Genomic DNA, 19,234 nt, shown 5'->3' on the forward strand with positions numbered 1-19,234 from the left:
CCAGTAACTATGCGCTGGCCCGAGCAAGCCACCCAATGGATGGGGCAGCTGTCAGCGGCTCAGGGGCTGGCCGGCGGCGAGCTTGCCAGCACGTCTAAACGTCTGACGGCCCTCAACGGGAAAACCTCAACAAGCCCTGGGCCGGTCGGTGATGCCGCTCAAGCTGCGATAGCGGCCGGTCGTTCGGCAATCACCGAGCAGTTGGGCGAGGCGCCGGCGTGCCTGGTAGTGACGCCGTTTCAAAGTGGTATCGGCCAGGGCCGCGGCTATCAGCGCTTCCTGTCTGCGCCGAACTTGCTGCAGCTGCTGGCGGGCAAACTGGTTGACGTCAGCGACACCGGGCGACCGAACGGCCCCCAGTTCGCCCTGTGCCTTATGTTCCTTTCCACACGCTTTGATCAGTTGGCGGCGAGCCTGGCGCGCTTCAATGCCTTGGTACCGATGCCTGACCTGGTGAGAGCTGAACGCCGTGCACGGCACCTGTCGAAGCTGGAGACAGAAAAGTGGGAGATTCCCGCCGCCGGCACCTTGCCGCGTTGGCAAGCACTGCCCCTGGAGCGCTGCACTGTGGTCAAGGCCGCGCAGCAATCTATGGCCGGCCAGTTGGCCGTCTTGGAAGGTTACGCGGCCGACAGCTCGCCCATGGCTGACCTTGCCGCACTGGCCAACCGTAAGGCGACTCAGCAAAGGGATCGTGATCAGCATCTGTCCGACCTGAAAGCGCTGTTGGCCGATGGCAACCCGGACAGCAGCATGTGTGCCCGCATGATCGGCCCTGGCAACGCCACCGAGTTACGCCAGGCGCTGTTAGCGGGTGATGCTCCGGGGCATGAGTGGGTGCTGTGCGCGGGCGCGCTCCTGGTGGGATCTGAGAAGGGTTTGAGTTTCGTTCGCGAGCTGGTGGGCCTATGACGCTGCTACTTGACGGGCAAGAGGTGCGCGGGAAGAACCTCAAGGTCACCGGCAACCTGCGCATCGAGAGCGACGACCTGTCGGGCCAGACCAGCAACACCGACAAGGGGCACAAGGGTTTCAAACCCAAGACCCTGACGGTCAGCCTGATGATCCCTTTCGTTGACCAGGTGCAATTGCGTGACCTGATGCGCCTGGTGGAAGCGACCGAAGGCGGTGGCCAGCTCAAGACATACCGCATCCTCAATGACACCGCCGCTGCGTTCGGCATGCGCCAGGTGACCTTTACCGAGGGCGTCAGCGCCCGTGAAGACGACAACCTGCGCGGCTGGCTGATTCAGTTCACGTTGACTGAAAAGCTGTCGAACCCGGAGAAAGTCGAAGGGCGGCGATCGGGCAACGCAGTTACCACGCAGTCCGGCCCAGGAGGGGCAGTCGGTGGTACCGGCGGCACCAGTGGCGACTCGAGCGACGGACCCGAGGAACTGACCGGCTTCGAAGCCACGTTGAAAAAAGTGGATGGCTGGCTGGGTGGGAGTGACAAGACATGAAGATGCACAAGGAGCTGGCCATCAACGGCGTGCCCTACGTCCTGGTGAAAAACGAAGTCCGGCTGGACGCAAAAAGCCCCGGTCGGGCGACGTTTACCATTCAGGCCAAAGCGCCAGTTAAAGGCTTGGTAACGCTCGATATCGGCTACAACGGCAGCACGCTGCAGCGTCACTTCATCGGCTACGTGGAACGCTCCACTACGGCCAGCAGCACCCAGCAGGTGCTGTTCTGCCGAGAACTGGCCGCGATCCTGGCCAACCCGTTGCCGCTGAACCTGCGCCACGTCGACCTACGCGCCGTCCTGGTTGAGATCAGCCAGCACACGGGCTTGCGCTTTCGCGTACCGGAACAGCCGTATGCCAGCGTCAAGGCGCCTTTTTTCTACAGCCTGGCCGCCGGCTATCAAGCGATGGACAGCCTGGCCCGAGTTTTCAACATTCCCGACTTCATCTGGCAGCAGCAGGGGGACGGGGAAGTGTTCGTGGGCAGTTGGGCCGACAGCTTCTTTGGCGTTCGCTCGCCGCTGCAGCTGCCGGTGGAGCTGTTCGACGACTACCAGGGCAACCAGAGCGCGATGATTGCAGCCCTTCCAGGATTGCGACCAGGTGCAACGATCAACCACGGCGAGCGCATCACCAGTGTGGCGCTCATCGACAACCAGATGGCCATCCGATGGACGACGCAATCCGCCGCAGCGTAGAACGACAATTCCCCGAACTCACCGGCGGTTACCATCTGCCACGCTTTGCCCGGGTCGTAGCCGTGGCAGATGCCCCGGCCGGCGCCGGCATTTGTGATGACTTCCGGCCGCGCTACGCGGTCGACATCGAGGTCCTGGGGCCGGACGGCGAGCCAGACACCAAGCTGCCGATCCTTACCGGCGTGCCGTTGCCACTGCCCACCGGTGGCGAAGAGATGGGTATCTATGCCTTTCCCGAGGAAGGTACCCAGGTTGTGGTGTGCTTTGCCTATGGCCTGCCGCACAAGCCCTATATTCAAACCATATTGCCGCATGGCTTGAGCATGCCCAGCGTGCCGAAGGGGGATCAGGTGTGGCAGCACAGTGAGGCCTGTCAGCAGCGGGTAGACGCTGACGGCAATTGGCTGCGTCAAACCGACGGCAAGATCCTGGACAAGGCTATCGAGCGGGAAGTGGAGGCGATGGGCAACACCGAGCGGTACCAGAGCCACACCAAGACAGTGGACGACCATTCAACCGAATCGGTGGGAGGCATCAAGACGCTTGAAGCCCTGGGCGCTCTCAAGCTGCTGTCGGGAGGATCTGCGAGCCTGGCGGCGGTGGATGATCTGCACCAGGCGACCGGGCGCGACTTGAACCTGGTAGTGGGGCAGAAGCACAACGCCACGGTGGGTGGCGATATGGAGGAAAGGATTCAAGGGCTGCGTGAGAGTGTCGCGGCGGTAAGTCAGCGACTTGTGGGGCCTAAGACCTGGTTAGGGTCGGAAGAAACAAATGTACTGCAGGTGCTTGGTGATTTACTGACTCTCGTTCATCAAATGAATGCTCAATTAGCCACCCATACACATGGTCCTACACCTGCGCCTAGCAATGCCTCTATGTTTGAAAATAACTCTTATGTCGCAAGTCGGCTTGCTAAAAAGCTGTTAGTGGTTACGCTTTAGTTATGAGTTGAGAAGATAAAACTTTACTGTCGATTCAATTCCTTTGCTCTTATAAGTGAATATTTCGCGACTAGGAGGTAGCTCAATTAAAGGCTTGTTTGCTGCGCCAAGAATTTCCGGCCAATTATCAGGTGTGTGTTTTAGGATTTCTATTTTTTTCATATAGAAAAGGGCTGATGGTAGTTCTGATGCACTTGCTTTCTGTACTAGATCTTTAGCTGTGGAATAAACGGTATCTGCCCATGCGGCTTTTGCAATGATTGCCTCTCGAGCATGATAAGTGGAACACATAGCGAGAGTTTCAGCACTTTCGCTTTTACATAGGGTTTCGGCGTAATTATACCAGTCTTTTCCATTTTCTAAATAACCAATGCGGTAACACAGCATGCCTAAATTGGCAGCAGCATGAGATGCGCTCGATTTATCTTTTCTTATTATGTCTTTGAAGAAGGTTACCCATGCCAGTATGGTTGCCTCGTCTACTGGTTGCTCAGTGGGGATTCCAATTTTTGCTATCTCGGCATAAGCTTTATTTAGTTTTAGCGTGAGATTGTCTGGATTGGTTTTGAGGCCTTCAATTGCGACTCCAATCACTATGTCATACTTGTCGACTAGTGCGGCGAGGTAAGTTGCGAGCATTGGTGGTTTACTTGAATATGGCTCGGATTTGTACCACTCCATACAGAAGTATAAAGCTTTGCTAATATTTCCGTTAATGTAGTTCTCCCACGCTTTTGCCTCAAAAGCCATTTCCATTTGTTCATTTGTAATTTGAACGCCGGCTTTCAAGTCATGAGCTTGCTCTACCCACTTTACTTGCGCTAATACATTTCTATTCGGAGCCTCTAATGAGTTTCGGAAATAATTTTTGGCTTTTTTGTTTGCTCCGGCGGATAGCTCTAGTGTGCCTAGCGCGCTTGCAAGTTCAGCCGTGTGTTTCGGATTAAAACCCGCTTCTAATAGTTTTTTTGATGTGCTAATATTTTTGCTGGTGCGGCCAGATAACTCGGATACTGCTATTTCCGCGGAAGCGATCCACGGGTCATTACGGATACCAGGATGACTCATTAGCAGTCGGTGAGACTTGTCAATTAGATTGATATGAACAAATAGTCGTGATGCTACCCTAGTAACCCATCTGTGGCTTGGCTCCAAGTTTAGAGCAATGGTCATTGCTTTTTCTGCATGGCTGCTGTTACCCAGAATTACATGCTCTCTCGCTAAGTCCACCCAGGCAAGAGCATTCCTTGGTTGTTGACTTAGATGGGCGCGCAACTTTCTTATTTTATAGAATTCTAAGTTTTTCTGGACTTCTTCTACCTGTCCTAGAACTTGTTGAGCCAAGATTGTTATAGGAGTAGGGAGGCCACTTTCTTTTAGAATTCGTCTGGCTGCAAATGTTAATGCTTCATCTTCACGTTCAAGTGAAGCTACATTCAATAATTCGACAGCGATGCCAACCTTGTCACTACGCTTTAGCTCAAGTATGAGCTTGTCTGAGAGATTTTCAGAAGTCACTGTTGTGGTTGTATTTCTTAAAGAGGTGTTTTCAGATAACCCTCCCGACAATGCAGAGTCATCCCAAATTGGTAATACTTTTCGGTCAAACTCATTGTTATGGAAGCTCATAAGTCATGCCTTCCGTTTTGCAGCGATTATTGATTGACGCTCCGCTTCATTACTCAAATAGTCGAGTTCACTCACGAAGCGATTGAAACCTAGGCCCAAATAGTTCTTTTTACCCATTACGCCTTTTGCTCCACGCATAGTATAGTCGGGATTCGAACATTGATTAATCAAATCCACGACTCTTTTTCCTAACCATTCCGGATGAGTAGTCCTAAATTCTTCAAGACCGTCATAGAACGCTTTTTGAAGGTAAGGTAAAGCCTGCGCATAAGTGCTCTGTCCGCCCCCCCATCTTTTCGGTGATAGGGCTTTAGGGATCCTGCGCTGTATGATTGTATTTACGTTGACTCCGAATATAAGGAAGCTGATCATAGAACCAAATTGATATAAATCGCATCTTTCGCGGCGATCAACCCACTCGTTAAGTGTAAGACCATATAGTTGCTCTGGGGGAGCGTATCCGTGATCGCCCGCTACTATCCATCCGTCATAAACCCCAACAGAGCCTTGGACACTGGCGCGACCGAGGTCGCCAATCTTCGCGCCTGAGTTTTCAAAAATCATTACGTTCGAAGGTTTGATATCTTGGTGACTGATTTTTTCTGCATGTAATTGTGAGATGCCTAATGCAATTTCTTTCAAGTACCGAAATTTAATTGAAAGGTCATGTAGGTTATTTTGTTTTATGTAGCTACGAACATCACCGCCGTCTGCTAACTCCATGACCATGTATGGAATTTCATTGACCATGTCGCCGGGTACTTGCGGGACCATGACTTCGCCGTGTTCTATGATTCTAACAACCTGACGCATTTTAGACTTAACGCAAAAACTGTTTAGCCCTTTTTCATTGTTGAATGCAGTAGTTTCTTGTTGCAACGTCTCCATCCAAGAACGGGTTCCACGTTTTTTTAGAACATTGTCAAGATCAAATGCCTTTAAAAATGCGGTCTTACCATCCTTGCTTACTACGTAAGACACCGAAAACGTACCCCCGCTCCCCTCATCACCCTCTTGAGCACGTCCTACCGCTAAAATTTTCCCTACAGTCCAACCGTTCGTTAGGGTAATGCCGCTTAAGCGCGTTGCTGGGGTGTTATCGAGCATTGACGGTCTCCATGTCTTGCCATTTAGAATTTTTGGCTTATTTCTTGGCCTCTCTAAGGTCTGGCTTTTTGCTATGACATGTCAATCACGACGCCGAGAAAAAAGTCTTTGTAAAACCACTTATCCCCCTCCCGCCGACGGGGTTTGCGTCCTTTTTTTGTGCAAATCCAGATGTAGTGCAAACGAACCGGCAGCCCAGACGGGCCGGGGGGCTCTTCAGGGTGCCGGCAGTTTCACAGATTGCAAAGTTTTGAAGAGAAGTGCAGGGCGACTGCACGGAGGTGCAGCTGACGATTACGGACGGGGCAGGGCTGGAGGCCCCGGATTCATTGGTCTGTGTACAGAAAAATACAGGAGTAAGGGTATTTTCCAAAACGAGATAGGTCTTTTTTCTCGCCGACCGTGGCTGCCGTCGATGAGGTCGAAAGCTGTCATAAGCCATGAATCTTTTGGGTTTGCCGAGATTGCGGCATTTCACAATTTGTCTCGATTCATTAGCTGGCGCCTGGCCTTCTCAATCTGGCCAAACCTTGCTTGATATGCCCCGCGTTCTCACCGATTGCCTCTAAGGCACCACGCACGTTGTCACCCACTTCTACGGAGCCATGTTGTTCCAGGCGTAGCGTGAGTTCCATCACAGCGGCTTCAAGTGCCAACTGATTTTCATACATCCTTTCAAGTACATCTGAGAGCGAATATTCATGCGCCATACAAGGGGTTCCTATTGTGAGCTCTCAGACTAGCCCCAAGCTGAAGGACTCGCCAAACAGATGGCGATTTTGGAACCAGGGCTGGGAAAAAGGTAATTTTGGTTAGGAAAGGCATTAAATCCGCCACAGCCCGCGTAGTACGTGGGTTTGACGCATTACCTTGAGGGGTAATATTTGGTAATGGTGAAGGTAATATTCGTCCAAGTCCCCGGTTTTGTTGGGGATTGAGCCTGTCAGTAATTACCCGATGAAAAGGTAATGACCTAACCTATAAATTACCAAATTATTACCTTTCTAAATTTCTATCAAGCTATTGAAATTAAAGGGTTTTATTCTGCTTTATCAAGCTTATTACCAATATTACCTTTTTCCCATGCCTCAACATAAATCGGGCGACACCCCGTTTTTTACCCCCTTCCAACCCTCGCGCACTAACTTGGTGCAAAACCCATGGGACCACCATGGGACTGAGAAAGCCGATTTTTTAGAGTGATAGCATCGCTGCAGCCCGCGTAAACCGGGGACTTGCATAATGAAAGTGACTTTGCGGGTAGTTTCGAATCTCTCCTTCACCGCCACATTAAGTACCTAAAGGCCCCGTTTATCGGGGCCTTTTTGCATTCAGTGGTTTCTATTTTCCACTCATTTTTTGCGTAGTTTGAGCCTGGAGCCCTTAGGGCTCCAGGCTTCATCGTGCAGACTATTTTTTTCCCTGTTCTGCTTCTTCTGCTTTGTTACCAAAAGATCAGTTGCCCAGACTCGTTTCAGCTCATGCTGTTTCGCGAGTTGAGCAAGCTATAACTAGCCCTCCATTCACGTGTTACTCATCCAGCGCGAATGCGATTACGTAATCTCCCCGATCAGGCGAGCCACGAGATCCACTGGCGGTTAACACTACAAATTGTTTACCTGACTTTTTGGATAAGTAAGACATTGGGGTGCTTTGACCTCCAACAGGCAGCTTTCCTTTCCAGAGCAAGCGCCCTGTATCTGTGTCGAAAGCTCTGAGGTAGTAGTCCAGCGTGCCACTGTAAAAGGTTATCCCGCTGCCAGTCGTCAAGGAGCCGCCGACTGAAGGCATTCCTGTTTCCATCGATAGGTGCGTCTTCAGGCCTAGCGGGCCGGTGTCAGCCGGCGTGCCGAGTGGAACCTGCCAAGCGATTTTGTGGGTGCTAAGGTCGACTGCGGTCAAGGTGCCCAGCAATGGCGCGTTGCAAGGCACGCCCAGCGGGGAAATGAGGTATTGGTTAATTACGCCGAAAGGCGTGCCTGTCTGCGGGGCATAGCCCGTGTGACCGTCCCCAGCATTTAGTGGCGTCTGATCCCTGGGGACCAGCTTCGATAACATCACGATACGAGTGTCGTTAAGAATCAAGTAGTGGCGCTTCTCATCCAGAGAGGCGCCGCCCCAATTCATGCCCCCTGTATTTGCCGGATATACCAGTGTGCCCTTTACGGAGGGGGGAGTGAAATCACCCTGGTATCGATATTTCTTGAATTCGATCCGGCACAATAACTGATCGAACATCGTCATTCCCCACATGTCCGCTTCCCGCAGTTTTCCTCCACGGATCTGCGGCATCGCTACCGAGTAGGGTTGCGTCGCAGAGAGGCGCTCTCCTTGCGCAGGGTCGTTAGTGGGAACGGGTTTCTCTTCCACTTGCGACAATGGCACGCCTGTTCTGCGGTCCAGCATGAAGATCTCACCGCGCTTGGTGATCTGGATAAGTGCGGGAATGTCAGGAGCGCCCTGTTTACCCGGTATGTCGTACAAATTCGGATGCGCGGGCACATCGTAGTCCCACACATCGTGGTGGGTTGTTTGAAAATGCCATCTTTCTTTTCCCGTACGATAATCAACCGCGACAACAGAAGAGCTATATTCATCCGACGCTGCGGTTCTTTTTCCTCCCCAGTAGTCTGGAGTCGAATTGCCCGTAGGAAGGAACACCAAGCCCAATTTTTCATCGACGGTTGGAAATGCCCAAACGTTTGGAGTACCTCGTGTGTAGCTTTCACCTGCGGGTGGAAGTTTGTCGATGCGCGCGTTACCCAAATCCCATGCCCACAAAAGAGCACCGTCCACCGCATCGAAAGCCCTGACCACTCCAGAGGGCTCGTCAACCGACATGTTGTCCCACACCCAGCCGGCGATAATTATCATGCCGTTTTCGACCAGAGTAGGCCCTGAGGTTTGCATGTAATAACCAGGTGAGACTTCTCCCATACCAGTCTTGAGGTCAACGCTTCCCTCGTTACCGAAGCCGCTGCATGTAATGCCTTTTTCAGCGTCTAACTCAATAAGGCGATTATCGTAAGTTGACAATATAATTCGGTGAACACAGTTAGCATCGGTTGGCACTGATGCAGGTGCTCGTAAAGTGTTTTTTGAAGTGTCCACATACGCCAAACTTCTGCACCGGTGCCAAATGGGTGATTTTGCTTCGCTCTTGAATTCCCATTTTTTTAATCCACTATCAGCATCCAGTGCGATAACATTATCGGCAGGCGTGCAAACATAAACAGTGCCGTCTACTTCCAGCGGCGTATTTTGATCTTCTGCGCCGTCTTTAGCGATATCTCCAGTGCGATACATCCAAGCGATCTTGAGATTTTTTACGTTCTTACGATTGATTTCGCTGTAAGTGACGTGACCGTGTCGCGCGTTGGAGCCAGCAAACTGTGTCCACGGTTGCCCCGAATCGCTGAGTGATTCATCGTCCACAAGGCTGGTATCTTTGGCAATTCCATGGACGATGAACAGACTGCCGAAGCTGAGGCACAGAGCAACTGTCAAGACAGAGGCTAGAGCAACCTGAGTGCGCGACCTATAAGCTTTAGGGCCCGTGCAAGGGAGCCATAAGTGAAGCAATACGATGGCTAGTGTGGCCGCGATGGGGGCGAATATTCGTGGGAAAAGATACCAGGCACTATCTCCTGATTCCCAGAGGGCCCATGCAATTGTCGCAACGGTACCCACCAAGGATACTTTTACAGTCATCTCAGAGCGTCGTATCAACAACACAGCTATCGCTATCATAAATACGCCATAAAGCGCGTAATAGTAAGCACCTCCAAGATCAATGAGTTCAAGCCCGAACCAAACCAAAAAAAAGCCCATGGACAGGAAGGTGAAGCTAACCAGTCCGGCTACGAAAGCTTGTATTCGTGTAGGACTGCTTGACTGTGCAGACATATGGTTACCCCTAAGGTTGGACGTAAGGCATCGGAGACCGATCGCGCCTTAGTGAACTTGCGCTTTAGTAATCGAGTGTTGTAGTGCGATGAATAGGTTGAGTTTTAGTTTATTAGGCTGACGGGCGTTCAAGCCGTATCGAGTAGCCGGTGATTGCAGAAATAGCTATTTGATATTTGCATTGTTTCACGGCTGAGGATTAATTAGCGGGTTCTGGTCGTTTCAATTATGAAACTCTGCGTTTCGATTTCTTGCTGATCAAGATGTGTTTTGTCGGGTTGTGTTTGGAATATACTGCGACGGCAGGATTGCGATAGGCAGAGGTTTTGAGGTTGGGCCAGCGCTTAAACTATTATCGTTGTTTAAATTAGGCGTTACGGTTTTGTAGTGGTTAGGCACTTTTTGATGACAGCGCTGAAAGTTCTTGTTGTTTGCTGAAGGTGAGGGCTTCGACGCCGACTGTCAGGTTTTCTAAAAGGGCTGACGTATATTTTAAAGAGGTTTTCAATGTGGGCTATGCTGGGTTAAGGCTTTTCTCAATATTCGCTATGTGTGTGAGCTATTGTTCAGAAGCTTATTTTTTTGTTCCTCAGGAACATTTTAGTCAAGGTGCTGAAGATATAGAATTTGGCGGGTTTGTTTTCGCGAAGAACGTTGAATACACTCATTTTAAAGGTCTTGATTTTAAAAACCGAAAATATAAGGATGACGCCTATTTTTTTGACCGTGCTGGTATTGATGAGGGGGCTTTAAAGGGAATAGGTGGTCTGTTTGCAAATCACTATCGTGAGTGTGAGACCTCATTTTCAAATGTTACCTATTCACGCGGATTTGATTGTAGCGACTGGAAGTGTGGTGAGTGTTTGAATGACTTTAGTCATTATGATAAAGCCCTTTGTCATTATGATGGCTTGGTCGGATGCTCGACTGCCCGCCCTGCAGTCTCTTATAAAATAGGTGATCAACTGATCAATGCTGAAGAAATCAAAAAGAGTAAGTGTTTTTTTGAAAATGGTCGTTTGAGCGTAATCAACATTTTGTGTGCGGCTTGTAACCATAACCGATTGTCATTGAACGCGTAGCCCGCACCCAGCAATTGTCTTGTATGACCGTCGACAGAACTAGCGTTCTGTCCGTAAAAATCCCTATCTAAAAATTCGGCAATAATGAGCGATGGCGCAATGAGCAAAACGAGCTGGACAATATGCGAGCACTGCGATGCCGTCTATCCATCCATATTTCTAGAACAGGGGCAAAAAACCTACTGCTTGCGCTGCGGTTCCGTTCTTGAGGTGGTTGGTCGGTTGAACACACAACAAATGCTGGCACTTTCCATCTGCGCGTTGATTGTCTTTTGCATAGCTAATGCGTTTCCAGTGATGTCAATCAGCGTGCAGGGCTTAAGTAATGAAGCGACCTTGTGGCAGTCGATAAATGCCCTGGCTCAGGGCCAAATTAGTGTGATCGCTGCCGTAGCCGGCCTGACGATCATATTGGCACCCTTGCTTCAAATATTGTTGCTGTGTTGGGTGCTGAGCTTTGCCGTGGCAGGTGTTGCCGCACCTGGTTTTAGCGTTTGTATGCGCGCGCTTGAATACCTTCGACCGTGGAGCATGCTGGAAGTATGTTTGCTGGGGATTTTGGTAGCAATCATCAAACTGGGAGGGCTGCTCGATGTTCATCCTGGCATGGGACTTTGGGCATTGACGATGCTGACGTTGTTGATCATCCCTATTTCCGGCAAGAGCATCCGCCGTCTTTGGGAAGAATTTGAAGGTGGGCCTTCGTGAGAAAGTTTAATAATGCCAGTGATATGAATTTAATATTATGCCATCTCTGCGGTAACGCCTGCGTTGATGGGGTTCTTCGTTGTCCGCGCTGCCGTTCAACATTGCACCGGAGGAAACCCGATAGTCTGGCACGTACCGCCGCTTTCTTTATGGCTGGTCTGATTTTTTATATACCCGCCAACTTGCTGCCGATGATGTACACCGACATGTTCGGTAGTGGTAGCGAAAACACAATATTGAGCGGAGTGATCGAGTTTTGGGAAAGCGGATCATGGGATATCGCACTGTTAATTTTCATCGCTAGCGTGCTGGTGCCGTGTCTGAAATTTCTGGTACTTGGCACGTTGCTGGTGACTTGCCGGCTGCGCAGTCGGTGGGCTATGCGGGAACGCTCAAAGCTCTATCGTTTAATTGAAGTGATCGGTTATTGGTCAATGCTCGATGTACTGGTCGTTGCGTTGGTAGCGGCCCTTGTACAGTTTCGTACGCTCAGTAGCATCGAACCTCGTGAGGGTATTTTATTTTTTGGTTTAGTGGTGGTGCTAACCATGTTAGCAGCCATGAGTTTTGATCCCCGACTTATCTGGGATGCAGAGGTAGAACATGCCTGATCATCAACGCTCCAATTCAACGCTTTCGAGTCCGGAAGTGAATAGCCGACGCTTCAATGTTTCCATTGTCTGGCTTGTGCCTATCGTTGCTGGCTTGATCGGCTTGTCGATGGTGGTACACAAAGCCATGTCAGCAGGCCCCAAAATTGTGGTGACTTTTCTCACAGCGGAGGGGCTAGAGGCCAATAAGACACAGGTAAAATACAAGAATGTGGTCATCGGCAAGGTGGTTTCAATTGCCCTAAGTGGCGATCGGGCACACGTGGATGCGAACATTGAGCTGGATCAATCGGCTGATGCGTTCAGTTCCCGTGGCACGCGCTATTGGGTGGTACGCCCGCGTATCGGTGCAAGTGGCGTGTCGGGTGTGGATACGCTGTTGTCTGGGGCTTTTATCGGCGCTGACCCTGGAGAGTCTGAGGCCCGGGATAAAACATTCATTGGCCTGGAAAATCCGCCTGCGATCATTTACGGAAAGAAGGGCAAGCGCTTCACTCTGCACTCCGCAGATCTGGGGTCGTTGGACATAGGCTCGCCCGTCTATTACCGTCACATACCGGTCGGCCAAGTAGTTTCATATAACCTTGCCGGCGAAGGAAAAGGTGTAGATATTGATATCTTCGTCAATACTCCGAATGATCAGTACGTGCGTAAAAATAGCAGGTTCTGGAACGCTAGCGGCGTGGACGTCAGCCTTGGTGCCAACGGTTTAAAGGTAAATACTCAATCGGTGGCATCAATTTTAGCGGGCGGTATAGCGTTTATCGAGCCTAATTACAGTGAAGATAAATCTACTGCCGACGAGCGCTCCGAATTCACTTTGTTTGATGATATGGACACCGCCTTGGCCCGGCCAGATGGCCCAGGGTTTTATGTACAGATGCGCTTCGACCAGTCTTTACGTGGCCTGACGGTAAACTCGCCGGTAGAGTTTTTGGGCGTGAATGTTGGTCGCGTTGTTTCGGTGGATCTGGATTACGACGATAAGGAGGAATCCTTTCCAACGATTATCGGCGTGGTTATATATCCTAATCGTCTAGGCAAGGCTAACGATAAGTTAGTCCAGATGAAAGGTGCCGATGATGCCAAGGGCGCTCATCTCATCGCACAGATGGTTGCGCACGGTCTTCGCGCCCAGGCTCGAAGCGCTAACCTGCTCACGGGGCAGTTGTATATATCAATGAACTTTGTCTCAAACGCGAAGCCTGTAGTGTTTGATGCGTCTGCGCAACCGCTGCTTATCCCGACTATCCCCGGAAGCCTCGACAAAGCCCAAGAGCAATTGCAATCCCTTCTCGACAAGCTTAGCAAGGTACCCATCGATCAGATCGCCAATAACTTTAATGGCAGCTTGGGACAGTTGAATAAAACCCTGGTTACCTTCAACGGTCAGGTGCTTCCGGAAATGCACGAAACGCTTGTGCAGACTCGAAAAACCCTCGCAACTGTAAATAACAGTTTAGACGATGATTCTCCTCAACGTCGGCAACTTGGCCAAGCGATGTATGAAGTGCAGCGCACTGCGCGTTCGATTCGCGTACTCACCGACTTCCTTGGGCGCCAGCCAGAATCTTTGATCCGAGGGCGCTTGAAAGAGGGTAAACCCGACGCCTATCAGCCAACCTCTTCAGGTTCTCATAAGTTTGATCAGGAATGACCGACATGATTCTGCGTTCTATTGCCCTGTTTTTCATACTGGCTTTATCGGCATGTGGTTCACCGCCGATACGATACTACACGCTGATGCCCACGGCGCCCGAGCAACGCCAGGTAATGAACGCACCGTCAATTCAATTTGAAATGTTGGATGTACGAGTGCCGATGCAGGTAGACCAACCGCAAATAGTGGTGCGCAAGAGCGCAGACGGATTGATGTTATTGGAAAGCGCACGCTGGAGTGCGCCTTTGGCCGATGAATTTCATGACGCAGTGGCTGGGCAACTGGAGTTGAAGTTGGGGGGGCGTAATATCACAGGTTTTACCAAAACGACCAACACACCACTTATTTTGGTACAACTCGATATTCGACGATTTGATTCACTGCTGGGAAATTACGCGTTAGTTGACGCGGTCTGGAGTTTGAGTAAACACGGTGAAGGCAACAAGCTTTTCAATATTACCTGTGCGAGCGTGATGAGGGAGCCAGCAGGCTTGACGTTGGACACCCTTGTGTTAGCGCATCAAAGGAATATTGGCCACTTAGCCAATGATATAGCACAGGCATCAAAAACGTGGACCTGCCCGACGTTGTAAGCGTTAAACAGTCTAGTAGTAAAAAGATAGAGGATGATTGGGCAGTCAGAGGGCTGAGAGATTTACAAACAAGGAAGCAGTGGCTGGTTTTACCCTAACGCTTAGCTACAAAACTCAATAATAAGATAGCGGAGAAGAGATGATGAAAGGCTTCAGCACAGTTCCTGAAAGCGCTGCAGGACAGGCAGAGAGCCCTGTTTATGCTATGGATTCGGCAGTTCTTCTCTGGTATCGCTCAGATTTACCGCGAGAGGCGGCGCGATCCTACTGGAGGGGAGGGCATGCGCAAATTGTCGCTCGTAATCCTGCACTGTCAGATTATCGGCAACACCATTTTTCTTATGATTCTAGCGGGTTGTGGCCAGATACGGACGCTGTCGAAACAACTATTCCATGGTTTCGAAGAGTTGACGGCATGCCGGAAGTCCGCCTTAAAGGAAGAGTTTCGTTATTTCTCAATAATCGATACAGTAAAAAGGTATTGAGTGATGAGGTTAATGTATTCGCTCGTACAATTTTATATATCACATCGAATAGAGGGGGGGCATGGTTCAAAAGCGGCTATGACGAACCTGTCGGTTTTCGATGTGTTGCACTCATCAAACGTAAAAAAGGTATTAGCGGTGAACAGTTTGAACGGTTTATCAGCCAGGAGCTCTGTACCGTTTTAAATCAGTCGATGGATATTTTGGAGCTGCGTAGCCAAGTATTTTTGGAATGGAACCAGCGTCAGTGGGATTCTCCCGGTGTTGCGCATGATAACGCAGAAGATGACCAATATCATGCCGCAGTGATTATAGGCGCTCGTTCCAAGGCCGACATGTTGCACGCCCTGGACCGCGTAACAGATGGCGATTTTCCTTCCAGACAGGCTTGGTTCTGCTCTGCTATCCATGCCTATGAGGTCGAGAGCACTTATACCTATTGCCGCGAAGGCCGTCCGACACTCCCGCAACTTGCACCAGCGCGAAAAGCCACGATTGAGCCCCTGATGCGGGCTATTACTCCGGCCACTGAGCGCGCCGCGAAATCATCATCCGAGCAGAAAATCACAAAGGCTATAAAATTACCCATATCCGGGTCTACTCCTGAGGACGTCATTGTTGATACTCAAGGTCGACTCATATGTGGAGTGTCCGACGGTCGGATACTACGAATTGACCCTGTAACGCGTTTGGAAGTAACCCTGTGCAGTACGGGAGGACGCCCACTTGGTTTAGAGCTCACTACAGATAACAGGCTGATAATATGCGATGCACACAAGGGCCTGCTTTCTTTCGATTTTCAGACGCAAGTGTTGGTGCCTTTGGTTGAGTTTGTTAATACGTTCCCCCTTAGGTTTTGTTCAAATGCGACAATAGCTAAAGATGGGACCATTTGGTTCACCGAGTCGACCTCCCGTTTTGACTTTGAACAAGCAGCTGGAGCGTTCATCGAGCATAGACCATCAGGACGCCTGTTGCGTCGTGATCCAAACGGCGAGGTTACCGTTGTTCTATCAGGGCTCTATTTTCCGAACGGGCTCAGTTTGAATGATGATGAGAGTGCGGTGCTGTTCGTTGAGACTGCCGCATATAGGCTCAGCCGTCTTTGGGTGCAAGGCGAACGCGAAGGCGATTGTGAAGTGTTGGCGGATAATCTTCCGGGACTGCCCGATAACATGTCGCGTATAAAAAACGGGCGTTTTTGGGTGGCCATGGTTAGCCCACGCATAGCCGCGCTGGATTCATTTGCGAGCGCTTCAGTGTTATTTCGTAAACTCATCTGGGCAATGCCTCAAAAAATTCAACCCAAGCCCGCGCACACAGCGTGGGTGATGTGCTTTGATCAAGAGGGACGACTGCTCAAAGATTTGCAAAGTTCCGATTTGAGCTATAGCGAGGTAACGGGTGTTGCGGAGCTGAATGGGCGATTGTATCTGGGGACTGTCGCATCTAATGAAAGGTCGTTGTTGGAAATTGAGCTGGAATCGTGTGCGTCGAATCAAATGGACAAGTAAAGAGGTGAATGTAGTTTGTAAGAATATATACTTTTCTGGGTGAATACTATTTGTTGCCTATATTGAAGTGCGAATTCTGTTGGGCGATGCAGGAGGAAATCATAGGGTTGAGTGGATGTGCGTCGCTCATTGAATCAGCTAGACTTATCGAGAGGCAGTCTTGGTGTGACGCATTATGCGAGTTTTTGCAATGAGGGTGTCGGCATGACTTCAGATAAGCAAGATGGGTTTGTCATTTTTGCAACGGTCGGTGATGTCGAGTCAATTTCTGGTGCCGCGAGGGCTTTGGGGTTGCCTAAGGCTACCGTTAGCCGCGCGGTTTCGAATTTAGAGTCGGTATTTAAAGTTAAGCTGATTGAAAGAACGGCTCGCAAAAGTCAATTAACTGAAGCCGGAAAGATAATGTATGCTCGATGCTGCAAGATACGTGAAGAGATCGCTGATGTAGGTTCTGAAATTGCCGCCTATCGCGGTGAACCCATGGGAACTCTTAGGGTTGGTTGTCCGAGTGATATTGCTCGAATCATATTGACGCCCTATCTGCATAAATTCTTGGACAGGTATCCTGATATCGATCTGCGTATAAATGTGGGCGAGCGGTTAATGCCGGAAGCGACATCCCTTGATGTTGTACTGCACTCGGGATGGTTGTCTGACTCGCGTTTAGTCGCACGAAAGATGACAGAGATACACACTATATTAGTGGCCAGCAAGCAATACGTTTCGAACAAGGGCGTGCCACGTTCACCAGAAGAGTTGTCCGAGCACGCGCTAATAGGTAATTATTATCTAGACAGTGATTCAACCAATCCTGGGCGGTTACCCGCCTATGTGCCTAAGCTTGAGCTCATTCAGGGTGATAAGAAGTATGTATTACCAACATGGAAGCGGTTCGCTTCAACAGACCATCATCAGATTTTGGAGTTGGTAAAAAACGGACAAGTTATTGCACCATTGCCAATAGCGTCAATGATAGAGGGCATTCTTAGTGGTGATTTTGTCCATATTTTGCCTGAATACAGGATCTCAAGCTGCCCAGCGCTCTATGCGCTATACACTGATCGTGTTTCAATGGTGCCGAAATTGCAAGTGTTTCTAGGGTTTGTTGAAGATGTAATCGCCGACCAAAAAGAACGCGCTGGTCGAGTAGTCGACAATTATTTAAAACAACAAACTTGATGGTTTAAAGTGCTCTATCGTTTCATTTTTGAAACGCTTCGTTTCTACATGGCGTCTTTTCCTGCGTGGTCTTAAAGGTGATAGTAGGTCCTGCATAAAAAGGATAATCACTATGACCACTCTGAATATTTCCTCTCGCGCGTTTGTTCGGTTGTCCGAATTGATTGAATTGCACGCAAGTGAATTTCCGTCCAAAAAAGCAATCATTTTGGGCCAGGAAGAAATTGACTATGGGCAATTACATGACAGCGTACTGAAAATCGCATCCGCTCTTGAGCAGGCTAAAATAGCCCGCGGAAGCATCATTGCAGTAGTCTCAAATACAAATGTTTCGTCGCTATTGGTTTTTTTGGGCGTCGTGACCGCGGGTTGTGTTGTAGCTCCGATTGCGCCGTCAGGCAGTGTTGAGCAGATCGAAGCAATGATTGAAGATTGTGCTGCACCTATCGTGTTTGTCGATTCATTTGCGAATGATAGACTTTCCATAAAAGGTATGCAAGTCGTTGAGTTGGAATTGCTGGAAGATTGGATTAATACCTGGCCCGAGAATTTGGATTATGTAGCGCCAAGCGTTAAATCCGGTGAGGCTTTCAATATAATTTATTCGTCGGGTACCACGGGTGTTCCCAAAGGGATCGTTCAAACCCACGGTATGCGCTGGCGCCAAATTGCAGGTTACGCCATTGCGGAGTTTTGCGACGCGGTGACGTTGGTTGCTACACCTTTGTATTCAAATACGACCCTGGTTAGCTTGCTACCGACCCTCGCGTATGGCGGTACGGTAGTGCTCATGGAAAAGTTTGATGCAAAGACGTTTCTAATAGAGGCCGAGCGAACGTCTGCAACCCATACGATGCTAGTGCCCATCCAATACCAAAGAATCATGAACTTAACTGACTTTGAAAACTTCAATCTCAACAGTTTTCGTTTCAAGTCCTGCACGAGCGCGCCCTTTTCGGCTGAGCTGAAAAGAGATGTTGTCAATCGCTGGCCTGGCGTTTTGGTGGAAGTTTATGGCATGACCGAGGGCGGCGGTGCCTGTCTTCTATTTGCTAACGAGTTTCCGGAGAAACTTCATACGGTCGGACGGCCAGCACCTGGACACGATATTCGTGTTATCGATGAGAACGGAAAAGAGTGTGCGAAGGGAGTGGTTGGAGAGGTCGTTGGTCGATCTAATATTATGATGCAAGGTTATCACGGTCGCGCGGACACTACTGAAGCTGCTTTATGGACCGATTCTCACGGGGATATATTTATTCGTCATGGAGACCTGGGTCGATTTGACGAAGACGGGTTTTTAACGCTCCATGGGCGCTCCAAGGACATGATAATAAGTGGTGGGTTTAATATTTACCCGCCTGATATCGAATCAATAATTCGGCAACATCCAGCTGTCGAGGACTGCGCTGTCATTGGTGTGCCTAGTGATGTTTGGGGAGAAACGCCATTTGCTTTTATTGTTCTGAAAAGCAGAGTGATTGATTCGTTGGGTCTTATCGAGTGGGTTAACGCGAAAGTAGGTAAAACACAGCGCCTGTCTGGAGCCGAGGTTATCGATGAACTGCCACTCAGTGCGATAGGTAAAGTACTCAAGCGTGCGTTGCGTGAGCGATATTCAACGCGTGTGATTTCAAGCAAAGGGGTTTGAT

16 protein-coding genes are annotated in these 19,234 nt (G+C 49.8%); 12 read left to right on the forward strand and 4 right to left on the reverse strand.

Annotated elements, in window-relative coordinates; translation table 11 throughout:
- The first annotated feature begins 9 nt into the window (after window positions 1–9).
- From FFI16_RS04465 to FFI16_RS04480, 4 genes are read left to right on the forward strand one after another with little or no spacing between them, the layout of a single operon-like run.
- Entirely contained in the window at window positions 10–912 is a 903-nt protein-coding gene (locus FFI16_RS04465) for a hypothetical protein (protein WP_256666229.1), read from the forward strand.
- Window positions 909–1,463 carry a DNA-binding protein gene (locus FFI16_RS04470; protein ID WP_138814301.1) on the forward strand — a complete coding sequence of 185 codons (555 nt, stop codon included), beginning with the start codon at window positions 909–911 and terminating at the stop codon, window positions 1,461–1,463. The genes FFI16_RS04465 and FFI16_RS04470 overlap by 4 nt, the downstream gene beginning before the upstream one ends.
- Window positions 1,460–2,164, forward strand: a complete 705-nt coding sequence (locus FFI16_RS04475) for a hypothetical protein (protein WP_138814302.1) — start codon at window positions 1,460–1,462, stop codon at window positions 2,162–2,164. Before FFI16_RS04470 ends, FFI16_RS04475 begins: the two co-directional genes overlap by 4 nt.
- On the forward strand, window positions 2,137–3,108 hold the full coding sequence (locus tag FFI16_RS04480; RefSeq protein ID WP_138814303.1) for a hypothetical protein: 972 nt from the start codon (window positions 2,137–2,139) through the stop codon (window positions 3,106–3,108). The genes FFI16_RS04475 and FFI16_RS04480 overlap by 28 nt, the downstream gene beginning before the upstream one ends.
- Here FFI16_RS04480 and FFI16_RS04485 read toward each other — a convergent pair whose 3' ends face one another.
- The 4 genes from FFI16_RS04485 to FFI16_RS04500 form a co-directional block, all read right to left on the reverse strand.
- A complete protein-coding gene (locus FFI16_RS04485; protein ID WP_138814304.1) occupies window positions 3,109–4,737 on the reverse strand; it encodes a hypothetical protein in 1,629 nt (542 codons plus the stop codon).
- Between the two features lie 3 nt (window positions 4,738–4,740).
- Window positions 4,741–5,844, reverse strand: coding sequence for a protein kinase (locus FFI16_RS04490; RefSeq protein ID WP_138814305.1), 1,104 nt, complete (start codon window positions 5,842–5,844; stop codon window positions 4,741–4,743).
- Between the two features lie 494 nt (window positions 5,845–6,338).
- Complete coding sequence (locus FFI16_RS04495; protein WP_138814306.1) at window positions 6,339–6,554, reverse strand: hypothetical protein; 216 nt, start codon at window positions 6,552–6,554, stop codon at window positions 6,339–6,341.
- 820 nt (window positions 6,555–7,374) lie between these two features.
- Entirely contained in the window at window positions 7,375–9,750 is a 2,376-nt protein-coding gene (locus FFI16_RS04500; RefSeq protein ID WP_138814307.1) for a membrane-bound PQQ-dependent dehydrogenase, glucose/quinate/shikimate family, read from the reverse strand.
- Window positions 9,751–10,259: 509 nt separating this feature from the next.
- Between FFI16_RS04500 and FFI16_RS04505 the strand changes: the two genes are divergently transcribed.
- The 8 genes from FFI16_RS04505 (at window position 10,260) to FFI16_RS04545 (ending at window position 19,233) form a co-directional block, all read left to right on the forward strand.
- The gene (locus FFI16_RS04505) at window positions 10,260–10,832 is read left to right on the forward strand and encodes a hypothetical protein (protein WP_138814308.1); all 573 of its coding nucleotides are present in this window, start codon (window positions 10,260–10,262) and stop codon (window positions 10,830–10,832) included.
- 99 nt (window positions 10,833–10,931) lie between these two features.
- A complete protein-coding gene (locus FFI16_RS04510) occupies window positions 10,932–11,540 on the forward strand; it encodes a paraquat-inducible protein A (protein WP_138814309.1) in 609 nt (202 codons plus the stop codon).
- 23 nt (window positions 11,541–11,563) lie between these two features.
- The gene (locus tag FFI16_RS04515; RefSeq protein ID WP_138815360.1) at window positions 11,564–12,151 is read left to right on the forward strand and encodes a paraquat-inducible protein A; all 588 of its coding nucleotides are present in this window, start codon (window positions 11,564–11,566) and stop codon (window positions 12,149–12,151) included.
- On the forward strand, window positions 12,144–13,808 hold the full coding sequence (locus FFI16_RS04520; protein ID WP_138814310.1) for an intermembrane transport protein PqiB: 1,665 nt from the start codon (window positions 12,144–12,146) through the stop codon (window positions 13,806–13,808). The genes FFI16_RS04515 and FFI16_RS04520 overlap by 8 nt, the downstream gene beginning before the upstream one ends.
- A 5-nt stretch (window positions 13,809–13,813) precedes the next feature.
- A complete protein-coding gene (locus FFI16_RS04525) occupies window positions 13,814–14,404 on the forward strand; it encodes a membrane integrity-associated transporter subunit PqiC (protein WP_138814311.1) in 591 nt (196 codons plus the stop codon).
- A 142-nt stretch (window positions 14,405–14,546) separates the two neighbouring features.
- Window positions 14,547–16,403, forward strand: coding sequence for an SMP-30/gluconolactonase/LRE family protein (locus FFI16_RS04530; RefSeq protein WP_178112632.1), 1,857 nt, complete (start codon window positions 14,547–14,549; stop codon window positions 16,401–16,403).
- 204 nt (window positions 16,404–16,607) lie between these two features.
- A complete protein-coding gene (locus FFI16_RS04540; protein ID WP_138814313.1) occupies window positions 16,608–17,582 on the forward strand; it encodes a LysR family transcriptional regulator in 975 nt (324 codons plus the stop codon).
- Window positions 17,583–17,694: 112 nt separating this feature from the next.
- Entirely contained in the window at window positions 17,695–19,233 is a 1,539-nt protein-coding gene (locus FFI16_RS04545; protein ID WP_138814314.1) for a class I adenylate-forming enzyme family protein, read from the forward strand.
- Window position 19,234 lies beyond the last annotated feature (1 nt).

The sequence above is a fragment of the Pseudomonas sp. KBS0710 genome (genome assembly GCF_005938045.2).
Taxonomy (GTDB): Bacteria; Pseudomonadota; Gammaproteobacteria; order Pseudomonadales; family Pseudomonadaceae; genus Aquipseudomonas.

What these genes read in the sequence shown, in the direction of transcription:
- FFI16_RS04515 (WP_138815360.1), top strand. Translation starts at nt 11,564, where the DNA reads ATGAATTTAATATTATGCCATCTCTGCGGTAACGCCTGCGTTGATGGG.
- FFI16_RS04490 (WP_138814305.1), bottom strand. Translation starts at nt 5,844, where the DNA reads ATGCTCGATAACACCCCAGCAACGCGCTTAAGCGGCATTACCCTAACG.
- FFI16_RS04530 (WP_178112632.1), top strand. Translation starts at nt 14,547, where the DNA reads ATGAAAGGCTTCAGCACAGTTCCTGAAAGCGCTGCAGGACAGGCAGAG.
- FFI16_RS04475 (WP_138814302.1), top strand. Translation starts at nt 1,460, where the DNA reads ATGAAGATGCACAAGGAGCTGGCCATCAACGGCGTGCCCTACGTCCTG.
- FFI16_RS04525 (WP_138814311.1), top strand. Translation starts at nt 13,814, where the DNA reads ATGATTCTGCGTTCTATTGCCCTGTTTTTCATACTGGCTTTATCGGCA.
- FFI16_RS04540 (WP_138814313.1), top strand. Translation starts at nt 16,608, where the DNA reads ATGACTTCAGATAAGCAAGATGGGTTTGTCATTTTTGCAACGGTCGGT.
- FFI16_RS04465 (WP_256666229.1), top strand. Translation starts at nt 10, where the DNA reads ATGCGCTGGCCCGAGCAAGCCACCCAATGGATGGGGCAGCTGTCAGCG.
- FFI16_RS04480 (WP_138814303.1), top strand. Translation starts at nt 2,137, where the DNA reads ATGGACGACGCAATCCGCCGCAGCGTAGAACGACAATTCCCCGAACTC.
- FFI16_RS04520 (WP_138814310.1), top strand. Translation starts at nt 12,144, where the DNA reads ATGCCTGATCATCAACGCTCCAATTCAACGCTTTCGAGTCCGGAAGTG.
- FFI16_RS04485 (WP_138814304.1), bottom strand. Translation starts at nt 4,737, where the DNA reads ATGAGCTTCCATAACAATGAGTTTGACCGAAAAGTATTACCAATTTGG.
- FFI16_RS04470 (WP_138814301.1), top strand. Translation starts at nt 909, where the DNA reads ATGACGCTGCTACTTGACGGGCAAGAGGTGCGCGGGAAGAACCTCAAG.
- FFI16_RS04545 (WP_138814314.1), top strand. Translation starts at nt 17,695, where the DNA reads ATGACCACTCTGAATATTTCCTCTCGCGCGTTTGTTCGGTTGTCCGAA.
- FFI16_RS04510 (WP_138814309.1), top strand. Translation starts at nt 10,932, where the DNA reads ATGAGCAAAACGAGCTGGACAATATGCGAGCACTGCGATGCCGTCTAT.
- FFI16_RS04500 (WP_138814307.1), bottom strand. Translation starts at nt 9,750, where the DNA reads ATGTCTGCACAGTCAAGCAGTCCTACACGAATACAAGCTTTCGTAGCC.
- FFI16_RS04495 (WP_138814306.1), bottom strand. Translation starts at nt 6,554, where the DNA reads ATGGCGCATGAATATTCGCTCTCAGATGTACTTGAAAGGATGTATGAA.